13 protein-coding genes and 1 pseudogene are annotated in these 20,081 nt (G+C 70.4%); 5 read left to right on the forward strand and 9 right to left on the reverse strand.

Annotated elements, in window-relative coordinates; genetic code table 11:
- The first annotated feature begins 72 nt into the window (after positions 1-72).
- On the forward strand, positions 73-1,146 hold the full coding sequence (locus OHU35_RS05200; protein ID WP_189724218.1) for an AraC family transcriptional regulator: 1,074 nt from the start codon (positions 73-75) through the stop codon (positions 1,144-1,146).
- Positions 1,147-1,160: 14 nt separating this feature from the next.
- Here the strand turns inward: OHU35_RS05200 and OHU35_RS05205 are convergent, their stop codons facing one another.
- From OHU35_RS05205 to OHU35_RS05215, 3 genes are read right to left on the reverse strand one after another with little or no spacing between them, the layout of a single operon-like run.
- Positions 1,161-2,573, reverse strand: coding sequence for an aldehyde dehydrogenase family protein (locus OHU35_RS05205; protein WP_189724219.1), 1,413 nt, complete (start codon positions 2,571-2,573; stop codon positions 1,161-1,163).
- The gene (locus tag OHU35_RS05210) at positions 2,570-3,448 is read right to left on the reverse strand and encodes an SDR family oxidoreductase (protein WP_189724220.1); all 879 of its coding nucleotides are present in this window, start codon (positions 3,446-3,448) and stop codon (positions 2,570-2,572) included. The genes OHU35_RS05205 and OHU35_RS05210 overlap by 4 nt, the downstream gene beginning before the upstream one ends.
- On the reverse strand, positions 3,445-4,791 hold the full coding sequence (locus OHU35_RS05215; RefSeq protein WP_189724221.1) for an NAD(P)/FAD-dependent oxidoreductase: 1,347 nt from the start codon (positions 4,789-4,791) through the stop codon (positions 3,445-3,447). The genes OHU35_RS05210 and OHU35_RS05215 overlap by 4 nt, the downstream gene beginning before the upstream one ends.
- A gap of 735 nt (positions 4,792-5,526) precedes the next feature.
- On the opposite strand from OHU35_RS05215, the gene OHU35_RS05220 reads away from it, so the two are divergent.
- Together OHU35_RS05220 and OHU35_RS05225 are read left to right on the forward strand one after the other, a co-directional pair.
- Complete coding sequence (locus OHU35_RS05220) at positions 5,527-7,152, forward strand: glycoside hydrolase 43 family protein (protein WP_189724222.1); 1,626 nt, start codon at positions 5,527-5,529, stop codon at positions 7,150-7,152.
- A gap of 52 nt (positions 7,153-7,204) precedes the next feature.
- The gene (locus OHU35_RS05225) at positions 7,205-9,238 is read left to right on the forward strand and encodes a non-reducing end alpha-L-arabinofuranosidase family hydrolase (RefSeq protein WP_189724223.1); all 2,034 of its coding nucleotides are present in this window, start codon (positions 7,205-7,207) and stop codon (positions 9,236-9,238) included.
- Between the two features lie 43 nt (positions 9,239-9,281).
- Here OHU35_RS05225 and OHU35_RS05230 read toward each other — a convergent pair whose 3' ends face one another.
- A complete protein-coding gene (locus tag OHU35_RS05230; protein ID WP_189724224.1) occupies positions 9,282-11,708 on the reverse strand; it encodes a SpoIIE family protein phosphatase in 2,427 nt (808 codons plus the stop codon).
- 172 nt (positions 11,709-11,880) lie between these two features.
- On the opposite strand from OHU35_RS05230, the gene OHU35_RS05235 reads away from it, so the two are divergent.
- On the forward strand, positions 11,881-13,353 hold the full coding sequence (locus OHU35_RS05235) for an aldehyde dehydrogenase family protein (RefSeq protein WP_189724225.1): 1,473 nt from the start codon (positions 11,881-11,883) through the stop codon (positions 13,351-13,353).
- 7 nt (positions 13,354-13,360) lie between these two features.
- On the opposite strand, the pseudogene OHU35_RS05240 reads toward OHU35_RS05235, so the two are convergent.
- From OHU35_RS05240 to OHU35_RS05260, 5 genes and pseudogenes are all read right to left on the reverse strand, one after another.
- Positions 13,361-13,472: pseudogene (locus OHU35_RS05240) on the reverse strand (transposase); the annotation flags it as partial.
- Positions 13,466-15,067: an ATP-binding protein gene (locus OHU35_RS05245; protein ID WP_189724226.1), complete on the reverse strand. Its 1,602-nt coding sequence runs from the start codon at positions 15,065-15,067 to the stop codon at positions 13,466-13,468. The gene OHU35_RS05245 and the pseudogene OHU35_RS05240, both read right to left, overlap by 7 nt.
- Entirely contained in the window at positions 15,064-15,816 is a 753-nt protein-coding gene (locus OHU35_RS05250; protein ID WP_189724227.1) for a response regulator transcription factor, read from the reverse strand. The genes OHU35_RS05245 and OHU35_RS05250 overlap by 4 nt, the downstream gene beginning before the upstream one ends.
- 30 nt (positions 15,817-15,846) lie before the next feature.
- A complete protein-coding gene (locus OHU35_RS05255) occupies positions 15,847-18,018 on the reverse strand; it encodes a glycosyltransferase family 39 protein (RefSeq protein WP_189724228.1) in 2,172 nt (723 codons plus the stop codon).
- 50 nt (positions 18,019-18,068) lie between these two features.
- Positions 18,069-19,346 (reverse strand): bifunctional glycosyltransferase family 2/GtrA family protein, encoded by a 1,278-nt coding sequence (locus tag OHU35_RS05260; RefSeq protein WP_189724229.1) that lies wholly within the window; start codon positions 19,344-19,346, stop codon positions 18,069-18,071.
- 409 nt (positions 19,347-19,755) lie between these two features.
- Here OHU35_RS05260 and OHU35_RS05265 point away from each other — a divergent pair, with 409 nt between their 5' ends.
- The gene (locus OHU35_RS05265) at positions 19,756-19,842 is read left to right on the forward strand and encodes a putative leader peptide (protein WP_372498773.1); all 87 of its coding nucleotides are present in this window, start codon (positions 19,756-19,758) and stop codon (positions 19,840-19,842) included.
- The last annotated feature ends 239 nt before the right edge of the window (positions 19,843-20,081 follow it).

Genomic DNA, 20,081 nt, shown 5'->3' on the forward strand with positions numbered 1-20,081 from the left:
CTTCGGAGGCCACCGAGCGCGACCGGTGGTGCCCGCTGCCTACGGTGGGGGTTCGAGGAGAAGGTGAGTGCGATGTCCTTTGCCCCAGGTCAGGCTGACCCTCCCGGGACCAGCCGCAGCACGTCGGCGACGATCCAGCCGAACATCCTGCGCTATCTCGTCGTGGTCGCCGACGAGCGCGGCGTCGATCTGCGGCCCCTGTTGCAGCGACTGGGACTCGACGAGACGGTCATGCGCTCCGCCGCGCTGCGGGTGTCGTACCGCCAGGGCAGTGCGGTGATCCGCCGTGCGCTGGAGCTCACCGGGGACGAGCGCCTGGGGCTGAGGGTCGGCACGGCGCAGCACCTGACCGCGTGGGGCCTGCTCGGTTTCGCCCTGATGGCCGGCGACACGCTGCGGCACGCCATCGAGACCGGGGTGAAGTACCAGAACCTGTCCGGGGCGATGGTGGTCTGGTCGGCCGGTGCGGGTGAGGAGGACGACGCCTTCGTGCTGCGCGCCGATCTTCCCGATCCCGCCATGGACCCGGCCGTGGCCGTCTTCCTGAGCGAGGAGGCGTTCGCCTCTGTGGTCACCCTGTCCCGGCTGACGGTCGGTCCGGCCTTCGCGCCGAGGCTGGTGGAGTTCTCCTTTCCGCCACCGCGCCGACGCGACCTGTACGGTGCCCTGTTCGGCTGTCCGGTCCGCTTCGGCGCCCCCGCCAACCGCATGGTCATCGACCCCGCGTGGGCCGGTACCCGGATGCCGGGCCGGGATCCGGTGAGCTACGCGTCGACGCTGGAGACGCTCGACGCGCAGATGTCTTCCCGCCGTGACCAGCAGGATCTGCTGGAGGTGCTGGAGATCTCCGTCGCGCAGGGCCTCCCGGTGGTGCCCTCGTTCGGTGAGCAGGCGCGGCGGCATGCCACGAGCGAGCGGACGCTGCGCCGTCGGCTGGCGGACTGCGGCACGACGTACGAGGCACTGGTCGAGGGGGTGCGGCGGGAGCGCGTCGAACAGCTCCTGCTCCGCCCGGAACTGACCCTGCGCGACATCGCGCGCCGGGCCGGGTTCTCCGACGAACGGGCGCTGCGCCGTGCGGTACGCCGCTGGCACGGCACCTCCCCGGTCCAGTTGCGGGAGCGGATGCGTTCGGATCGCCCTTGAGGCCGAGGTCGAGGTCAGCGGGTGCGGATCCAGATCGTCTTCTCCCGGGTCCATTGGTCGAAGGCGTCGGTGGACTTCTCCGCTCCGCCGAATCCCGACTGCTTCCAGCCGCCGAAGGGGGTGGTGATCTCGCCCTCGCTGTAGGCGTTGACGGAGACCACGCCGGCCTCGATGCCGCGGGCCAGCCGCAGCGCGGTGTCGAGGTCGCGGGTCCAGACCGAGGCGGCGAGTCCGTACTCGGTGGCGTTGGCCCTGCGAACCGCCTCGTCCTCGGAGGTGAAGGTCTCGACGGTGACGACGGGGCCGAACAGCTCCTTGGTGAGGACGTCGCTGCCGTCGGGGGCTCGGGTGATCACGGTGGGCGGGTAGTAGGCGCCGCGCGGAGGCAGCCCGTGGGGCAGCCCCCTGGTGTGGATCTGCGCTCCGCCGGCGCGCGCGGCCTCCACGGCTCCCCCGACCCGGTCGAAGGCGGCGTGGTCGATGAGCGGCCCCAGCTGCGTGCGCGGATCGGCCGGATCGCCGATGACGAGCTCTCTCGCCGCTGCCGTGAACCGCTCCAGGACCTCCTCGGCGATGCCGCGGTGAACCAGAACCCGGGAGCCGGCCGTGCAGTTCTGCCCCATGGTCAGGAACGCGGCCTCGATCATGTCGTCGATGAGCTCGTCGCCGTAGGAGAGCGCGTCGGCCATCAGCACCTGGGGGCTCTTGCCGCCCATCTCCAGCGAGACGCGCTTGAGGTTGCTCTCGGCCGCGTCCTTGAGGATGCGCCGGCCGGTCGCGTTGGACCCGGTGAAGGAGAGCGCCCCCACAAGGGGGTTGCGGGCCAGGGCCGCCCCGGTCTCGTGGCCGTACCCGGGCAGCACCGTGAGCACCCCGTCGGGCAGGCCGGCCTCCGCGGCGAGTGCGGCCAGGTGCAGGGCCGAGCGCGGGGTCGCCTCGGCCGGCTTGACCAGCAGACAGTTGCCTGCGGCCAGGGCCGGTCCGACCTTCCACGCGGTCATGGCCAGCGGGTAGTTCCACGGCAGGATCGCCGCGACGACCCCGACCGGTTCGCGGCTGATGAGACCGAGACCGTCGGGCCCGCTCGGCGCGACCCGGCCGAAGACCTTGTCGGCCGCCTCGGCGAACCAGCGGACCGACTCGATCGCGCCCGGTACGTCACCCGTACGGCACTCCGTGATCGGCTTGCCCGCGTCCTCGCTGTCCAGCCGGGCGAGGATCTCGGCGTCGCGTTCCATCAGATCGGCCAGCCGCAGCAGCACCGCGCCGCGCTCCCGGAGCGGCAGCCGGGACCACACCCCGGCGTCGTGGACCCGGCGGGCCCGCTCGGCGGCCTTGGCGACATCGTCGGCGCTCGCGGCGGGCAGGGTGGTGATCGGCTCACCGGTGGCGGGGTTGACGACCTGGAGCACCTCTTTCGTGGTCATGCTTCCTCCACCAGTTCCCAGCGCCCATCGGTCCGGCGGGCCAGTCCGCGTCGGCGGAGCTCCTGCAGATAGCGCGCCATGCCTCGGTCACCGCGCTTGCGGAACAGTGGGAAGGCCCGGGGCAGCAGGTTCGGCATGAGCATCGCGCATCGCACCAGACGGGACTCACCGGGCCGGGGGTAGGCCTCCAGCCGGGGCTTGTCCAGCAGCCTCACCACGGCCGCGACGACATCGGCGGGCTGCTGGGGCCGGTCCTGGAACTGCAGGGAGTTCCCGCCGTCCACGGCCTCCTGGCGCAGCATCCGGGTGTCGGTCGCCGACGGCATGACCGACCCGGCCAGAATGCCCTTGCTCCTCAGGTCGATCCCGATGGCCAGCATCGCTCCGCGCAGCCCGAACTTGGAAGCGGTGTAGATCGGCGTCTCGCCCAGGGGGAGGATCCCGCCGAGGGAGACCGTGGTGACCACCCGGGCGTCCCGGGAAGCCATGAGAAGAGGAAGGGCGAGCCGGGTCACGACCAGCGGTGAGGTCAGGTTGAGGGTGATCTCCCGCTCGATGCTCTCGACACTGCGGACGTCGAAGCGTTCCGCGCTGGTCATGCCCGCGTTGTTGACGAGCACGTCGAGGCGGCCGTGGTCATCGGCGACCGCCTCGAACAGCCGCTCCACCTGGGCGCGGTCCGTCAGATCACAGCCGATGCCCGTATGCCCGGCGCCGGGAAGGTCCGCGGCCACCTTCGCGGCGCGGGCCCCGTCGATGTCGACGACGACGCAGCGGGCGCCGCCGGTGGCGAAGCGACGGCACAGCGCGCTGCCGATGCCGCCCGCACCGCCGGTCACCAGCACGATTTTGCCGGAGAAGTCGAACCCGCTCACGCCGCCGCCTCCGCGCGCCGCAGGGACCGCACCGGCGGCGGCTGGCCCTCGGTACGCCAGCCCATCTCACCCGCGACCTTGCCCAGGTATTTCACGAAGGCCCCGCTGTCGACGTAACCGGTGTGCCGGGGCGAGTCGACGAACTTCAGCCCACCGGTCAGATCCGGGCGGTCGGCGCGGATCAGGCGGGCGAACCGCTCCGCGTTCGGCAGCCGGTGCCGCGCGTCATGGAGGTATCCGGCGATCAGCTGCGCCTGGGAGTCGAAGAGCTGGTACGCGCCGGAGTTGGTCTCGACGAAGCCGATACCGAACAGGCCCTCGTGCTCGCGCGAGAACGACGACAGGTACAGGTCGGGGTGCTGCTCGTCGCCGAAGTACCGCTGCGCGACGGGCACTTTGTGGACGTAGCCGGTGGCCAGCAGGACGAGATCGAAGTCGTCGCTCGTGCCGTCGGTGAAGTGCACGGTCCTGCCCTCGGTGCGGGCGATCCCGGGTTTGGCGGTGATGTCGCCGTGCTGGAGGTGGTGGATCAGCATCGAGTTGATCGCCGGGTGGGTCTCGAACAGCTTGTGGTCCGGCTTCGGCAGCCCCAGCCGCGTCGGGTCGCCGTTGATGATCCGCAGGAGGGCTCCGAAGAGCCGTTGTGCCAGCCACATCGGCAGGTGCGGCCCACTGTTGGCGATGGTGTCCACCGGCCGGCCGAACAGGTGCTTGGGGATGAACCAGTAGCCGCGCCGCATGCTGATCACCGCGTGGTCCGCGGTCCGGGCCGCGTCGCACGCGATGTCGCAGCCGGAGTTCCCCGCGCCCACGACCAGGACCCGCTTGCCCCGCAGTTCCTCCGCGCCGCGATACCCGACGGTGTGCCGGACCTCGCCGCTGAACTCCCCCGGCAGCTCGGGGACGTTGGGGTGCCACTGCGAGCCCGTACACACGACGACCTGCCCGTGCGTGCTTTGCCGCCCGTCGGCCCGGGTGACCGTCCAGGTGCCGTCCGCGTTCTTCTCGACGTTGTCGACCCCGACGCCGAACTCGATGCGCTTCGTCAGCCCGTAGGCGTCGGCGAAGGACCTCAGGTACGACAGGATCTGCCGGTGGGGCGGGTAGTCCGCGAAGTGGTCGGGCATCGGGAAACCGCCAAAGCCCGACAGGGTCCTGCTGGAGATGAAGTGGGCCGACTCGTACATCGGGCTGCCGGGATTGTCGATGTCCCAGATACCGCCGGGCCCGGTGTGCCGCTCCAGGTGTGTGTACGGCAGATTCCGCTCCGCCAGGGCCCTGGCGACGGCGAGTCCGGCAGGTCCCGCCCCGATCACGCACGTGTCGAACTGGCTTTCCTTCATGGGCCCGTCTCCTCGTTCATCCCGATTCAGGGGTGCTGAGGGAAACGTATTCACCCGCCGTCCGGCCGGAACTGACCTGCGCGGCCACGGACCGGACCTCAGCGGCCGCGCGGGCCGGGTCCTGGAAGCGCTGTCACCGCCGGCACCGTCCCGCGGCGCGGCGATGCGTCCTTCGTGTCAACACCTTTCGACTCGTCGGCTGCTGGATCAGGACACCCCGAGAATACGGCTCGAACCTGTCGGCCGATCCCGCGCGCGCCGGTCACGGTTCATGCGCAGAAGAGGTGGCGCCACCCGGGAAACACGTCATGACCTGCATCGACCCGTACCCGCGGAAGGGCGCAGAAGAGCGCGAACGCGACGGTCCGTCACCGTGAAGGGCAGGGACCAGGTGGGTGCACCCCGAGACGCGACCGGTGTTCGACCGCTCTGGAGCACCCCGGCGGGAGCGAAACATTTCGATGTGGAGAGCGAATCATGCGAGGGGTATTGACGGCGTTCACCGGCCTTCTATCATCCGGAATGCTCGATGTGTCGACAGGCGTCCGAGATCGCGAACCGGGGTGGACACACCCGGCCACTGCACACCGGTGACAAGAAGCAGGCCCCCGCGCCATGCACGTCGGCACAGCACCCACTCCTCAGTCGTAAGGCTCACGGCGGTTGCACGCGTCAACCGCAACGGCTCGGCCGCACAAGGAGAACGACATGGATATGTCATGCTCTCATCAACCCATGGGTCGCCGTCGAGCGCTGGCCGCAGCCACCGGACTGGTGGCGAGTGCCTCCCTCCCCCTGGCGGGTGCGTCCCGGAGCGCCGCCGCCTCCGGCTCCTTCCGGGGACCGGCCCTCGCGTCCGCGGCGGCGTACACCAACCCGGTCATCTGGCAGGACTTCGCGGACATCGACGTGATCCGCGTCGAGGGCACCTACTACGCCTCGGCCTCCACGATGCACTACTCGCCGGGCGCCCCCGTCCTGCGCTCGTACGACCTGGTGAACTGGGAGATCGCCGGTCATTCGGTACCCGTCCTCGACTTCGGCGCCAAGTACGACCTGAACGGTGGCCGTGGCTACGTCCGCGGCATCTGGGCGTCGTCGCTGGCCTACCGCCCGAGCAACAAGACCTTCTACTGGCTCGGCCAGATCGACTTCAGCAGGACGTACCTCTACACCGCCACGGCGGTCGAGGGGCCGTGGAACAGACTCACCACGATCAGCACGCCGTACTACGACGCCGGGCTGCTCGTCGACAGCGACGACACCCTGTACGTGGCCTACGGCAACACCACCATCAGCGTGGCCCAGCTCTCGCCCGACGGCCGCACCCAGGTCCGCACGCAGCAGGTGTTCAGCACCCCGTCGAGTGTCGGCACCCTGGAGGGGTCCCGCTTCTACAAGATCAACGGGCAGTACTACATCTTCCTGACCCGCCCGGCCAACGGCCAGTACATCCTCAAGTCGTCGAGCGGACCCTTCGGTCCGTACACGCTGCGACAGGTCCTGCTCGACCTGCGCGGACCCATCCCCGGCGGCGGCGTCCCGCACCAGGGCGGGCTGGTGCGGACGCAGAGCGGCGCCTGGTACTACCTGGCCTTCGTGGACGCCTACCCCGGCGGCCGGGTGCCCGCCCTGGCACCGGTCACCTGGACCGCGGACGGCTGGCCCGTCGTGCAGCTCGTGAACGGCGCATGGGGCACCTCGTATCCCAGCCCGGCCGTGCCCACACCACCCCGCCAGGTCACCCCCATGGTCGGGGTCGACACCTTCGACGGCACGACCCTCAAGCCGAGGTGGGAGTGGAACCACAACCCGGACAACACCAAGTGGTCGGTCGGCAACGGACTGACCCTGCGGACCGCGACCGTCACCAACGACCTGTACTGGGCCCGCAACACGCTCACCCACCGCATCCAGGGTCCTGCCTCCACCGCCACGGTCGATCTCGACTTCTCGGCGATGCGGGACGGCGACCGGGCCGGGCTCGCGCTGCTGCGTGACTCCTCCGCCTGGATCGGTGTCAAACGCGACGGTGGCGTGACGCGGGTGGTGATGCTCAACGGGCTGACCATGGACGGCAACTGGAACACCACCGGCACGGGCACCGAGGTCGCGAGCGCGGCCGTGTCCGGCAACCGCGTCCGGCTGCGCGCGGCCGCGGACATCCGCCCCGGCTCGGCACGCCCCGGAACCTTCTCCTACAGCACGGACGGCACCACCTTCATCCGCCTCGGGCCCGCCTTCTCCATGGGCAACGACTGGCGCTTCTTCATGGGCTACCGATTCGCCCTCTTCAACCACGCCACCCAGGCGCTCGGCGGCGCGGTCCGCGTCCCGCGGTTCGAGCTGTCCACGCCCTGACCCGTCCCACCGATCGCACCCCCAACCCCCCGCCAACCGTACGAGGAGAACCATGAACCCGCTGAAACGGCTCGGCCGTCGCCGAGCCTCGGTGTTGTCCCTGCTGGCCGTGGCCGCCCTGGTGGCGCCAGAGGCCGCGACCGCCGCGCCCGACGCCGTCCGGGCCTCCACGCTCGGCGCGCAAGCCTCCCAGTCCGGACGGTACTTCGGGACAGCGGTGGCCGCCGGAAAGCTCGGTGACGGCGTGTACACCGGCATCCTGGACCGCGAGTTCAACTCGGTGACAGCCGAGAACGAGATGAAGTGGGACGCCACCGAGCGATCCCGCGGCTCGTTCACCTTCGGCCCCGCCGACCAGATAGTGAACCGCGCTACGGCCCGCGGTCAGCGCGTGCGCGGCCACACGCTGGTGTGGCACTCCCAACTGCCCGGCTGGGTCAGCTCCATCACTGACGCGAACACGCTGCGCAGCGTGATGAACAACCACATCACCACGGTGGCGAACCGCTACAAGGGCCGGATCCACTCCTGGGACGTGGTCAACGAGGCCTTCGCCGACGGCGGCAGCGGCCAGCACCGCCCCTCGGTGTTCCAGAACCTGCTGGGCAACGGGTTCATCGAGCAGGCCTTCCGCACCGCGCGGTCGGCCGACCCGGCGGCCAAGCTCTGCTACAACGACTACAACATCGAGGACTGGAACGCCGCCAAGACCCAGGGCGTGTACCGCATGGTGCGCGACTTCAAGTCGCGCGGCGTGCCCATCGACTGCGTCGGCCTCCAGGCGCACTTCGGCACCGGCGGTCCTCCCGCGAGCTTCCAGACGACGCTGTCGAACTTCGCCGCCCTCGGCGTGGACGTACAGATCACCGAGCTGGACATCGCACAGGCACCGGCGAACGCGTACGCGAACACGGTCAGGGCCTGTATGAACGTGGCGCGCTGCACCGGCGTCACCGTCTGGGGCATCCGCGACAGCGACTCCTGGCGCCAGGGGGAGAACCCCCTGCTGTTCGACCGCAGCGGCAACAAGAAACCGGCGTACCAGTCGACGCTCACCGCGATGGGCGGCTCGGCCGCGACGACGCGAGCCGACGCCCGGCCGGCTGACTCCCGTTCGCCCCGGTCCGCCGCCGCGCTGCCCTCCCGCTTCTCCTGGAGCTCCAGCGGGACGCTGATCTCGCCGAAGTCGGACGCCACCCACAACATCGCCGGCATCAAGGATCCGACGGTCGTCCGGTACAACGGCAAGTACCACGTGTTCGCCAGTACCGCGAGCGCCTCCGGATACAACCTGGTGTACCTGAACTTCAGTGACTGGTCGCAGGCCGGCTCGGCCACGCACCACTACCTGGACCGCAGCGCCATCGGAGCCGGGTACCGGGCAGCGCCGCAGGTCTTCTACTACGCGCCCCAACGACTGTGGTACCTCGTGTACCAGACGGGCAACGCGTCCTACTCCACCAACCCCGACATCAGCAATCCGAACGGGTGGAGCGCACCGCGCAACTTCTACTCGTCGATGCCCGACATCATCAAGCAGAACATCGGCAACGGCTACTGGGTCGACATGTGGGTGATCTGCGACAGCGCCAACTGCTACCTGTTCTCCTCGGACGACAACGGGCACCTGTACCGCTCCCAGACGACCGTCGGCCAGTTCCCGAACGGCTTCACCAACACCGTCATCGCGGCCCAGGACTCCAAATACGCCCTGTTCGAGGCGAGCAACGTGTACAAGGTGCAGGGCACCAGCCAGTACCTGCTCCTCGTCGAGGCCATCGGATCGGACGGCCGACGCTATTTCCGCTCCTGGACGACGAGCAACCTCGCCGGCTCCTGGACGCAACTGGCCGCCTCCGAGAGCAACCCCTTCGCCAAGTCGAACAACGTCACCTTCCCGTCCGGAGCCTGGACCAGGGACATCAGCCACGGCGAGATGCTCCGTGCCGGTTACGACCAGACACTGACCATCCCCGCCTGTCGGCTCCAGTACCTCTACCAGGGCATGAACCCCAACGCGAGCGGCGACTACAACACCCTCCCGTGGCGGCTCGGCCTCCTCACCCAGACCAACTCGACCTGCTGACCGGCGCCTGCCTCCCTGAACCGGTACGCAGGTGCTTCCCGCCTCAGTCGGCGGGAAGCACCTGCTCGGCCCAAATGATCTTGCCGTTGGTGATCTGACGGGTACCCCAGCCCTGGGTGAGCTGGGCGACGAGAAGCAACCCGCGTCCGCCTTCGTCGGAGGTCCGCGCCCGGCGAAGGTGGGGTGCGGTCGTGCTGCCGTCGGACACTTCGCAGATGAGCGTGCGGTCGTAGATCAGTCTGAGCTCGATGGGAGGCCGGCCGTACCGGATGGCGTTGGTGACCAGTTCGCTGACGACCAGCTCGGTGATGAACACGGCATCGTCCAGGCCCCACTCGGACAGCTGCCGGCAGGCGACCTTGCGCGTCTCGGCGACCGCGGCGGGGTCCTGCGACACCGGCCAGGTCGCCACGTGGGAGGCGTCGAGGGCTCGGGTGCGGGCCACGAGGAGCGCCACATCATCGGAGGGGCGATCCACGAGCAGGGCACGCAGCAAGGCGTCACACGTGGCCTCCAGATCCTGGGCCGGCCGCCGCAGCACCTCGCGCATGGCGGCGATCCCTTCGTCGAGGTCACGGCCGCGGGCCTCGACGAGCCCGTCCGTGTACAGCACGAGCAGGCTGCCCTCGGCCGGCTCCAGCTCGGTCGACTCGAAGGGCAGGCCGCCCAGGCCGAGGGGAGGCCCTGCCGGAACCTCGAGGAACTCGACGGTGCCGTCAGGTGCCACGAGGGCGGGCACCGGGTGGCCGGCGCGGGCGATCGTGCAGTGCCGGGAGACCGGGTCGTAGACGGCGTACAGACAGGTGGCGCCGATGTCGCCGTCGAGCAGGGCCATGGGGTCGCCCTCACCGGCCGAGCGGTTGACCAGGTCGTCGAGATGGGTCAGCAACTCGTCGGGGGGAAGGTCGACATCGGCCAGCGTGCGCACGGCGGTGCGCAGCCGCCCCATGGTCGCCGAGGCCTGGATGCCGTGACCCACGACGTCACCGACGACCAGAGCGACCCGGGCGCCGGACAGCGGAATGACGTCGAACCAGTCGCCGCCGACACCGGCCCGGGCGCTGGCGGGCAGATAACGGGAGGCGACGTCCAGGGCCGCCTGCTCGGGGAGATGTTGCGGCAGCAGGTTGCTCTGCAACGTGAGGGAGGTGTCACGCTCGCGGGTGTAGCGCCGGGCGTTGTCGATGCACACGGCGGCTCGGGCGGTGATCTCCTGGCCCAGCAGCAGATCGTCCTGCTCGAAGCGCTGGGGCCGGCGGTGGCGGGAGAACGTGGCCACTCCCAAGGTGAGACCACGCGCGCGCATGGGTACCGCCAGCACCGAGTGGAACCCGAAGTGCCGCATCCGTTCGGCCCGTTGCGGGGCCGTCCGGTCCAGATCCTCCAGGGCGGCGGGCGTGATGTGCTCGATGACCGGCCGCCCCGCTGCCAGGCAGTCCGCCGCGGTGGAACCCTCCGGGTAGGCCGCCACCGTCCCGTACGGCACCACGGCTTCGGGGCGGCCCCGCAGAACCGACTGAGAGGCGACCCGGCGCAACATCACCGGACCGTGCGGAGAGCCCTGCGGCGGGTCCTCACCTCCCTCGATCCCCGGCAGGAGATCGACCGTGACGAAGTCCGCGAAGCGCGGGACGGCCACGTCGGCGAGTTCCTGAGCGGTACGGGGCAGGTCCAGGGTGCTGCCGATCCGCAGGCTGGCGTCGTCGACCAGGACCAGTCGCTGCCGTGCGAGGTACTGCTCCGTCACGTCGTGCGCCGACAGCAGGACACCTTCGAGTCGCCCGTCGGCGTCCCGCACAGGGACGAGGGACAACGACCACACGCTCTCCCGCTCATGGCCGGCGAGGTGCAGCGCGGCTCCGAGCTCCTGGAGTCGGCCGGTCTCCAGCGCGGTGCGCATGCCCTCCTCGGTCCGTTCACTCTCCGGGTCGAGGACGATCTCCGTCACGCGCAGGCCGCGCATCTCTCGCTCGGACAGCCCCACCACACGTTCCATGTCCGCGTTCGCCCAGCGCAACCGCAGTCCGGTGTCGTACAGGGCCATCGTGGAGGGAGCCTGGGCGAAACTGCGCCGCACGAACGCGTCGTCCTCAGGCGTCGGTGCCGGCCGGGTCACCGGTGACACCAGCAGCCAGTCGTCGGCCCCGTCGTTCTCCCGGTGATGGGCCAGCAGTCCGACGGTGAGCCGGTGACCGTCCCGGTGCAGCAGCGTGGCCGTGCCGCTCCACCTCGGCAGGCCGGTCAGCGAGTCCAGCACGTGCGCCGGAGCGGCGTCCGCGAGCAGCACGGCCCCGCTCCGGCCGATCATCTCCGGGGCCCGATGTCCGAGCAGTCGCCGGGCCCCTTCGTTCCACGCGGTCACCACACCGTGGCCGTCGACGACGACCCTGGCCGTGGCCGCCTCGTCGACACCTTCCTGCGACCAAGCGCTCGGCGGGCCCTCGTCCCGGGCGGACGCGGATCCGATCATGACGTCATCTCGCCTCAATCCCGCCCTGGGGCCGTCTGCCCGGGAGCGTCCCGAACCCGAGGTGCGCCGCACCATCACTTATTACGACACTAGACAACAAGGGTCGCAGATGTACGCAAACGAGTCCTCATGGCAGGGCTGCGGCACCGATCCCGGGCGGAGGGCGGCATCCATGGCTGTCAACGGCACGAAGTGGCCGGACCGAGCCGAGTGGGCCGGGAAGATCTACAGCGCGGGCTGGCGCGAGTCCGAGGGCGGCACGCGCCAGGTGATCGAACCGGCCACGGGGCACGCCTTGGCCGAGATCGGGGTCGCCTCCCCCGCGGACGTCGCTCGGGCCGGCGCTCGGGCCGTCCAGGCCGCCGGCGACTGGTCGGCGGCGGCTCCTTCCGACCGGGTCGAGGTCCTGCTGCGCGCCTCCGCCACCCTGCGTGAACGCAGCGACACTTTCCGCGACTGGATCGTCCGCGAGTCGGCCGGCGTCCCCGCCAAGGGCGACTACGAGATCATCGCCGCCCTCGCGCAACTGACGCACGCCGTCGGACTGGCGTCCCTGCCACGGGGTGAGGTCCTGGCTGCTCAGGCCCCCGGGGGAACGAGTCTGGCGTGGCGGGTGCCGATCGGCGTGGTCGGTGTCATCAACCCCTGGAACGCGCCGCTCCTGTTCGCGATGCGCGCACTGGCACCCGCCCTCGCGCTGGGCAACACCGTGCTGCTCAAACCCGACCCGCTCACCCCGGTGTCCGGGGGTGTCCTCGTCGCGCGGCTCTTCGAGGACTCCGGACTGCCCGACGGGGTGCTGCACGTCCTGCCGGGCGGCGCGGAGACCGGGCAGGCGGTCGCGGCGGATCCCCATGTCGCCATGGTCGCGTTCACCGGCTCCGTCGAGGCCGGACGCATGGTGGCCCGAGTGGCGGGTGAGGGGCTGAAGCGGGTCTCCCTGGAGCTCGGCGGCAAGAACGCGCTCGTCGTGCTCGAGGACGCGGACGTGGAGGCGGCCGCCCTGGCCGGAGCCGTGAGTACCTTCGGATACCAGGGACAGGCCTGCGTCGCCGCCGGCCGCCACCTGGTCCACGCCGATCTGGCCGAGGCGTACACCGACGCGCTGGTCGGGCACGCGCGGGCCATGCGCGTCGGCGACCCCCGCGTGGAGGGCGTCAGCGTCGGCCCGGTCATCAGCGAGCGGCAGGCCACCAGAATCGAGCGCATCGTCGACGAGAGCGTGGCCGTCGGGGCCCGGGTGCTCACGGGCGGCCGACGCGACGGACTCTTCTACCCGCCCACCGTCCTGGACCACGTCGGCCGGGCCATGCCCGCCTTCACCGAGGAGATCTTCGGCCCCGTCGCCCCGGTCATTCCCTTTCACAGCGAGGCGGAGGCCGTCGAGATCGCCAACGACACCGCGTACGGTCTGACGGCCGCCGTGCACTCCGGCTCCGTCCCGAGGGCGACCGCTGTCGCCGAGCGGCTGCGCACCGGCATGGTCCACATCAACGACGTCTCCGCCAAGGACGCCGCGAACGCCCCCTTCGGAGGCATGGGCATCTCCGGCAACGGCTCCCGCATCGGCGGCACAGCCAGCCTGGAACAGTTCACCCAGTGGCGCTGGATGACGGCACCGGGGCCGGGGAGCCCTACGAGCTAGTGCCGCGTCAGGCGACATGCGCCCTGTCGACGACGGTGCGGAGGCGTTGGTCGCCGGCATGACGGTTCCGCCAGAGGACGTAGCGGCGGATTGCTGCCCTGTGCCTTGTGGTCTACGTGCGTCCAAGCCGGTTCTTGCCGCAGTGGCCGGTTGGGCGGCGGGTGATGACATCCCGGGGCATCGGATTGACGTCCGGCTCCGATCCGCGCAGGTGTCCGGTGCTCACCAGGGGGAGCACCAGGCGAAAGACGCACCCGGAACCAGCTCCGGTGTCGAGTTCGAGGCGGCCGCCGTGCCCCTGGGCGATCGCCGACGCGATGGCGAGACCGAGGCCGCTGCCGCCTTGGTCGCGGGAACGGGAGGGGTCGACGCGGTAGAAGCGCTCGAAGACCCGGTCGGCCTCCTCGGACGGCAGGCCCGGACCTTGGTCGGCGACCTCGATCACACAGATCGCCGTGTCCTCGGCCAGGGGTGGGGCGGCGCTGGTCCGGCCCGGACGATCGATGCCGCCCGCCGCCGCCCCTGCGTGGGCGGTGCCCACGCGCACGTCGACCGGTGTGCCGAGCGGTGTGTGGACGAGGGCGTTGGACAGCAGGTTGTTGACCACCTGGAGCAGGCGGTCGGGGTCGCCGACGGTCTCCACGACCTCGAGCTCGGTGTCCTCAGCCGGGGCATCGAGGGGGCTGAGGGTGACGCGGTGGTCGCTGCCCGCACGTACTGCCGCCGCGCTCACCGCGTCGGCCGCGAGCGAGAGCATGTCTACGCAGACCCTGCGGTAGGCGGGTTCCTGATCGAGCTTGGCGAGCAACAGCAGGTCGTCGACGAGGAGGTTCATGCGCTCGGCGTTCTTGGCGATCTGTTCGTCGCCTTCCCCGCGTTGGGCGGTGGGGCGGTCCGGGTGACGTAGGGCGAGTTCGGCGAAGCCCTGGACGGCGGTGAGGGGCGTACGAAGTTCGTGGCCGGCGTCGGCGACGAAGCGGCGCAGCCGGGCTTCCGAGAACTCCCGCTGCCGCAAGGCCTGTTGGAGACGGTCGAGCATGTCGTTCAGCACGGTGCCGAGGCGTCCGGTCTCGGTGTGCGGGTCGGTGTCGGGCAGGCGCAGGCTGAGGTCGCCGGCGGTGATGTCCAGGGCCGTGTGTTCCATCTGGGTCAGGGGGAGCAGACCGAGCCGGACCACCCAGCGGCCGAGGGCGACCAGACCGACCACGGCGACGGCCAAGACCGCCGCGTTGAGGGCGAGAAGTTTGTCCGTGGCGCCCTCAACGGTGTCGAGGGGCAGGGCGACGACATAGCTGGTGTCGTCGGATCCGTCCTTCCACAGCACCCGCCAGTGGCCGTCGCCGGACTCGGCGGCGAGCGTGGCCTGGCGCCCCGGTGTCAGGTTCAGCTCGTTCGTCAAGCTCGGGAGCCTGGGCCCTGGCTTGTCCCCGCTGCCGAGCGTGCCCCGCTCCGCGCCCGAGGACCCATAGAAAGTGATGCGGAAGTCCGAGGGCAGGGTGACGGAGTCCGGGGCCGGCCGGGCTGGCAGACCGGCTCGGGCCGGGAGGGCGAACTCCGTCAGCTGCTGGTCGACCCGGTCGAGCAGCCAGGAGCGCAGGACCACGAACCCGATGGTCTGCGCGGTGAGCACCGTGGCCGCGGCAAGCAGGGTCACTCCCCACACGAGGCGGCCGCGCAGCGACCGGTGCCGCAGCGTTCGCCAACGGCGGTTCATCCGTCGCCCTCGGTGCTGTGGTGACCTCGGGGAAACCGCAGGCAGTAGCCCACCCCGCGCACGGTGTGCAGCAGGGGCGGCTCGAAGCAGTCGACCTTGCGGCGCAGATATTTGACGTACGTCTCGACGATGCGGCCGTCACCCGCGAAGTCGAACCCCCACACATGGTTGAGGATCTTCCTCTTGCTCAGGACCCGCGTGGAGTTCTCCATCATGTAGGCGAGCAGCCTGAACTCGGTCGGCGACAGCGAGATGTACTCGCCGGCCCGGTGCACCTCGTGGGCGTTCTCGTCCAGTTCCAGGTCGGCGAATCGCAGAACACCGCACTCGGGGCCTTCCGCGCCGGATGCGTGCCCGGGGTCTGTGCGGCGCAGGATGGCGTGGATGCGCAGCAGCACTTCCTCGATGCTGAACGGCTTGGTGACGTAGTCGTCACCGCCGGCCGTCAGGCCTGCGATGCGGTCGGTGACCTCGCCGCGGGCCGTGAGGAACAGCACGGGGGTTCGCACCCCCGTCGCCCGCAGCGTACGGGTCACCGCGAAGCCGTCCAGGTCGGGCAGCATGACATCGAGGAGGATCAGATCGGGGCGGAAACCCTCGACATCCCGCAGAGCCTCCTGCCCGGTGGCGCAACTGGCCACCTCATAGCCGGACAGCCGCAGCGCGGACTCCAGCAGCATGCGAATACTGGGGTCGTCCTCGACCACCAGGAGGCGGTGCGGGGCACGCGCGGCGGGCTGTTCGGCCATGATGCGGGGTCGTCCGTTCTGCCTCTGTTGCTACTTCGCGGCGCAGTCGTACAAGGTCGTGCCCATCAGGCCCATCATGCCGCCCGATGCCTTGCCGCCGCCGTCGGAGCTGGTCGTGCTGCCGCCGTACTCCTGGGCCGGGACCTTGGTGCAGTTCTCGGTGATCCAGGTCGATCGCTTCGAGGCCGCGCTGTCCGTGCCGCCCATCATCGCGCCGATGCCCCCGGACTCGGAGCCGAGGACGTACCGGAGTTCGCCGCTCTTGGTCCACTGTTCCAGCTGCTGTTCGGAAGGCGCGTTGTCAGTGCCGATGAAGCCGCCCATACCGATGACCGTGGCGTCGCTGTTCAGGATGAAAGTGGCTGCGCCCTGGGCTGCGCCATCGACCGCGAGGGTGATGCGGGCTCCCTTGGAGTGCTCGGTGGCGTAGACGAGGATCTTGCGCTGGTCAGATGTGAGATCGGCGCCTTTGCCCATGCCGGCCATGGCCCCCATGCCGCCGCGCGCACCGGAGTCGCCGCCGGTTCCGGGGAACGAGGGCATCGTGCCGCCGGCGCCCGATCCTGAGCCGCCGCCGGGCATGCGCGGCCCTCCGCCGCCAAGGCCCTCAGGCAACTCCATGCCCTGAGGCAACTCGAAACCGCCGTCTTCTTTTCCGCCGCCACGGAACGAGCCCCCGCCGCCGAAGGACATCTGCGTAGGACCGGCCGTCGGGTTGGCGCCGCCCATCGCGGAGCCCGACTCGCCCGGCACGGTCATCGCCCACGCGCCCGGCGCGAACAGGACCGCCAGCACAGCGCCGCCCAGGGCCACCGGCACCAGTCGCACCGTCCACGCCGCCGCGATCAACAGCCCGACGGCGGCCAGGCCCAGCACCACCACGACCCAGGCCAGCCACCCGTGCCACGACGGCTCCCGGCGGATCACGACGGCAGCCCAGACGACGGTCACGAGCACAGTCCCGGCGCCGACGGGCAACGCCCAGCGCGCCCCGGCCCGATGTGCCCGCGCCAGCGCCGTCGCCAGGCCGGCGGTCAACGCGGCAATGGCGGGAGCCAGTTGGGTCGTGTAGTACGGGTGGAAGGTGCCCTCCTGCGTGGAGTACACCAGGCCGCACACCACCAGCCAGGTGCCCCAGAGCACCCACCCGGACCCGGCGAGGGCCTTCCCCGCCGAGCTCTTCCCTCGCCGGCGCAGCGCGGCGGCGGTCACCGCGACGGCCAGCGCCACGCCGCTTGCGGGCAGCAGCCAGCTGATCTGCCCGGCCACCTGGTCGTTGAAGAGCCGCAGCAGACCCGCCTCGCCGCCGAAGGCGCCACCCATGCCGCTCATGCCGCCCGAGCTGTCACTTTCGCCGAAGATGCGGCCGAGTCCGTTGTAGCCGGTGACCAGGTCCCAGGCGCCGCCGTCGGTGCTGCCTCCGATGTACGGCTGTTCCCCCGGCCACCAGGCCACCATCGCCACCCACCAGAGCGAGGACACTGCGCACACGGCACCGGCGATCAGCAGGCGCCCGACGCGGGCGAGCCATGTCCCGGTCGCGCCGACCAGCCACGCGGCCGTGAGGGCCGGGAGCACCATCCAGGCCGCCATCATCTTCGTGAGGAAGCCGCAGCCGACCAGGAACCCACAGGCGCACAGCCACCACGTGCCGCGCCGACCCGCCTGTGACTGCAGGGCGCGGGTCAGGGCGTAGGCGGCTGACACCAGGAACAACACCAGCAGCGGGTCCGGGTTGTTGTCGCGGTTGATGGCGACCGTGATCGGTGTCAGTGTCATCACCAGGGCGGTGAGCAGCGCCGTGGCCTCACCGGCCCAGCGCCGTACCGTGCGGTGCAGCACGAAGACGGCGGCAACGCCCTCCACCACCTGGGGAAGGAGCAGCGCCCATCCGCGCATGCCGAAGATCTTGCTGCTGACGACCTGCGGCCACAGCGCGGCCGGAGGCTTGTCGACCGTGATGACTCCGGCCGGGTCGAAGGAGCCGAAGAGGAAGTTGGTCCAGCTCTGGCCCATCGACTTCACGGCGGCCGAGTAGTAGCTGTTGCCCCAGCCGAGCGAGCCGAGGGCCCAGCCGTACAGCACAGCGGACAGGACCAGGATCGCGGCCAGGGCTGCCTGGGGCGTCCAGCGCGGCAGGCCGCGGCCGGTATCCGGGAGACGCGTGACCGTGCTCGCGTGCGCCTCGGTGGTGGAGGTCATGGTGGATTCGCTCTCGGGGAGTCGGGCGGAGGAGATACAGGGGTGCGAGGTCAGCGCGGGCGGCGGCGGAACACCGCCAGCCGCAGGGCCAGGAAGCGGATTCCGGTCACCAGCACCGAGGAGACGGCCAGGACCAACGTCTCTGCGGCGGCCGACGCGTCCGGGACCGCGTCGCGGAACAGCAGCACCGCACCCGAGGTGATCAGATACCCGACGACGAACAGCGCACCGGCCCCCAGGTGTGCGCGTCCGGCGCCGATGTCGTCCGCCGAGTAGCGGAAGGTGAGACGGCGGTTGGCTTCTGTGTTGAGGAGCGTGAGCACGAGCAGCGAGACGAAGTTGGCGAGGGCGGGCTGCCACCAACCGCGCAACAGCCAGTACAGCAGGGCCTGTCCGGCGGTCGATGCGATGCCGATGCTGACGAAGCAGCCGACCTGCCACGCGAGTTGAGAACGTGCCATGTCCGGGGCGAGAACGGCGTCGGGGTGCTCGGCTGCCGGCTCCGGGCGGGGCGGAACCGGGACTCGGGCCGCGCCTGACGCCTTCAACCGGGCCATGTGCCACAGGCCTTTGAGGTCGTCCGTGGCGGTGCCGACGACGTCGACACGGGTGTCCACGTCCTCCACCCAGTCGACCGGGACCTCGTGGATGCGCAGCCCGTTGTGCTCGGCCAGGAGCAGCAGTTCGGTGTCGAAGAACCAGGCGTCGTCCCGCGTCTTTGCCAGCAGCGGGCGCAGCACCTCGGTGCGGGCGGCCTTGAACCCGCACTGAGCGTCGCTGAAACGGGCGCCGTGGGTGAACCTGATCAGCCCGTTGTAGCAGCGGGATATCAACTCGCGGCGCGGGCCGCGAACCGTGCGGGCACCCGGCGCGAGACGACTGCCGATCGCCAGGTCGGAGTGGCCGCTGGCCAACGGGGCGATCAGGGGCAGCAGTCCGTCCAGGCCCGTGGACAGATCGACGTCCATGTAGACAACGATGTCCGCGCCGCTCGTGCCCCATACCGTGCGCAGAGCCAGACCACGGCCCTTGCGCTCCAGATGGACGACGCCCACGCCCGGCAGCTCCTGCGCCAGCTCCCGGGCCACGGCGAGGGTGTCGTCGACGCTGGCGTTGTCCGCCACCGTGATCTGCCACGGGTAGGGAAGTTCGTCCCGCAGACGGGCGTGCAGGGTTCGGATACAGCCGGGCAGGGCCCGTTCCTCGTTGTAGACCGGAATGACGATCTCGACGGTCGGCGTGCGCGCAGCGGTCGAGCCAGTGGCATCAGCCGGCGACGGCGACTGGAAGCGTCGCTCCGTACGCAGGCCACTGCTGGTATGCGTCATGGATTCCTCGGGGGGCTGTGGGGGTCGGTGGAGGCGGCTCCCGTACGCGCACCTCGGTCCGGCGGTGCGCGAGGTCGACTATGACCGGCGCGGCAGGGGAAATCCGGGGAGAAGTCTGGGAATTGACGGGGAGTCCGCTGTCACTCCGCCGATGGCAGGTGGCGGAGCACGCCGACGATCCTCGCCGGGCGACCTGAGAAGCCGGGGTCAGCAGCCCGGGAACCGGCCGAGAGAATCCTGTGGAACCTGTGAGACCGGGACATGCCGGGGCCGATCGGGATCCCCTGTCAACTGGCGGGCGGAGCCGATGGCTTGGCTACCCGTCGGCGTTCCGTGGAAGGGAATCCCGATAGCCTCTTCGTCAAAGCCGTCTCGACTGCGGGAACGGCCGTCTGGTTCAATGTCGATCATGTTCGACCGGCAGAAGCTCACACAGCGACGTCATGTCGATCTGTCGCGTGTCTCGAGTGCCGTCTGTCGCAGCGCCGCCGCGTAGGTCGCGCGTCACCTTCCTGACATCCCCGAACGGCCCCGACGACGCGTCGCGGCCCGCGAGATCCGGTCCGAAGGTGACGGCAGGCCCGAAGGGCTGAACACGCCCTCTCCGCAGGCCGGCCGCCCCGCGCCCACCTCCGCGCGCTCCCCCATCCCGTTTCGCTGCGGCACTACGCCGTGCCGTCTTCCGCCCCCGCGCGCTCGCCGACACGCGCCCCGCTCCGCCCTCGGAGGCCTCTT

The sequence above is a fragment of the Streptomyces purpurascens genome (assembly GCF_045040895.1).
GTDB lineage: Bacteria > Actinomycetota > Actinomycetes > Streptomycetales > Streptomycetaceae > Streptomyces > Streptomyces purpurascens.

What these genes read in the sequence shown, in the direction of transcription:
- OHU35_RS05250 (WP_189724227.1), bottom strand. Translation starts at nt 15,816, where the DNA reads ATGGCCGAACAGCCCGCCGCGCGTGCCCCGCACCGCCTCCTGGTGGTC.
- OHU35_RS05265 (WP_372498773.1), top strand. Translation starts at nt 19,756, where the DNA reads ATGTTCGACCGGCAGAAGCTCACACAGCGACGTCATGTCGATCTGTCG.
- OHU35_RS05230 (WP_189724224.1), bottom strand. Translation starts at nt 11,708, where the DNA reads ATGATCGGATCCGCGTCCGCCCGGGACGAGGGCCCGCCGAGCGCTTGG.
- OHU35_RS05205 (WP_189724219.1), bottom strand. Translation starts at nt 2,573, where the DNA reads ATGACCACGAAAGAGGTGCTCCAGGTCGTCAACCCCGCCACCGGTGAG.
- OHU35_RS05215 (WP_189724221.1), bottom strand. Translation starts at nt 4,791, where the DNA reads ATGAAGGAAAGCCAGTTCGACACGTGCGTGATCGGGGCGGGACCTGCC.
- OHU35_RS05255 (WP_189724228.1), bottom strand. Translation starts at nt 18,018, where the DNA reads ATGACCTCCACCACCGAGGCGCACGCGAGCACGGTCACGCGTCTCCCG.
- OHU35_RS05260 (WP_189724229.1), bottom strand. Translation starts at nt 19,346, where the DNA reads ATGACGCATACCAGCAGTGGCCTGCGTACGGAGCGACGCTTCCAGTCG.
- OHU35_RS05200 (WP_189724218.1), top strand. Translation starts at nt 73, where the DNA reads ATGTCCTTTGCCCCAGGTCAGGCTGACCCTCCCGGGACCAGCCGCAGC.
- OHU35_RS05245 (WP_189724226.1), bottom strand. Translation starts at nt 15,067, where the DNA reads ATGAACCGCCGTTGGCGAACGCTGCGGCACCGGTCGCTGCGCGGCCGC.
- OHU35_RS05235 (WP_189724225.1), top strand. Translation starts at nt 11,881, where the DNA reads ATGGCTGTCAACGGCACGAAGTGGCCGGACCGAGCCGAGTGGGCCGGG.
- OHU35_RS05225 (WP_189724223.1), top strand. Translation starts at nt 7,205, where the DNA reads ATGAACCCGCTGAAACGGCTCGGCCGTCGCCGAGCCTCGGTGTTGTCC.
- OHU35_RS05220 (WP_189724222.1), top strand. Translation starts at nt 5,527, where the DNA reads ATGGGTCGCCGTCGAGCGCTGGCCGCAGCCACCGGACTGGTGGCGAGT.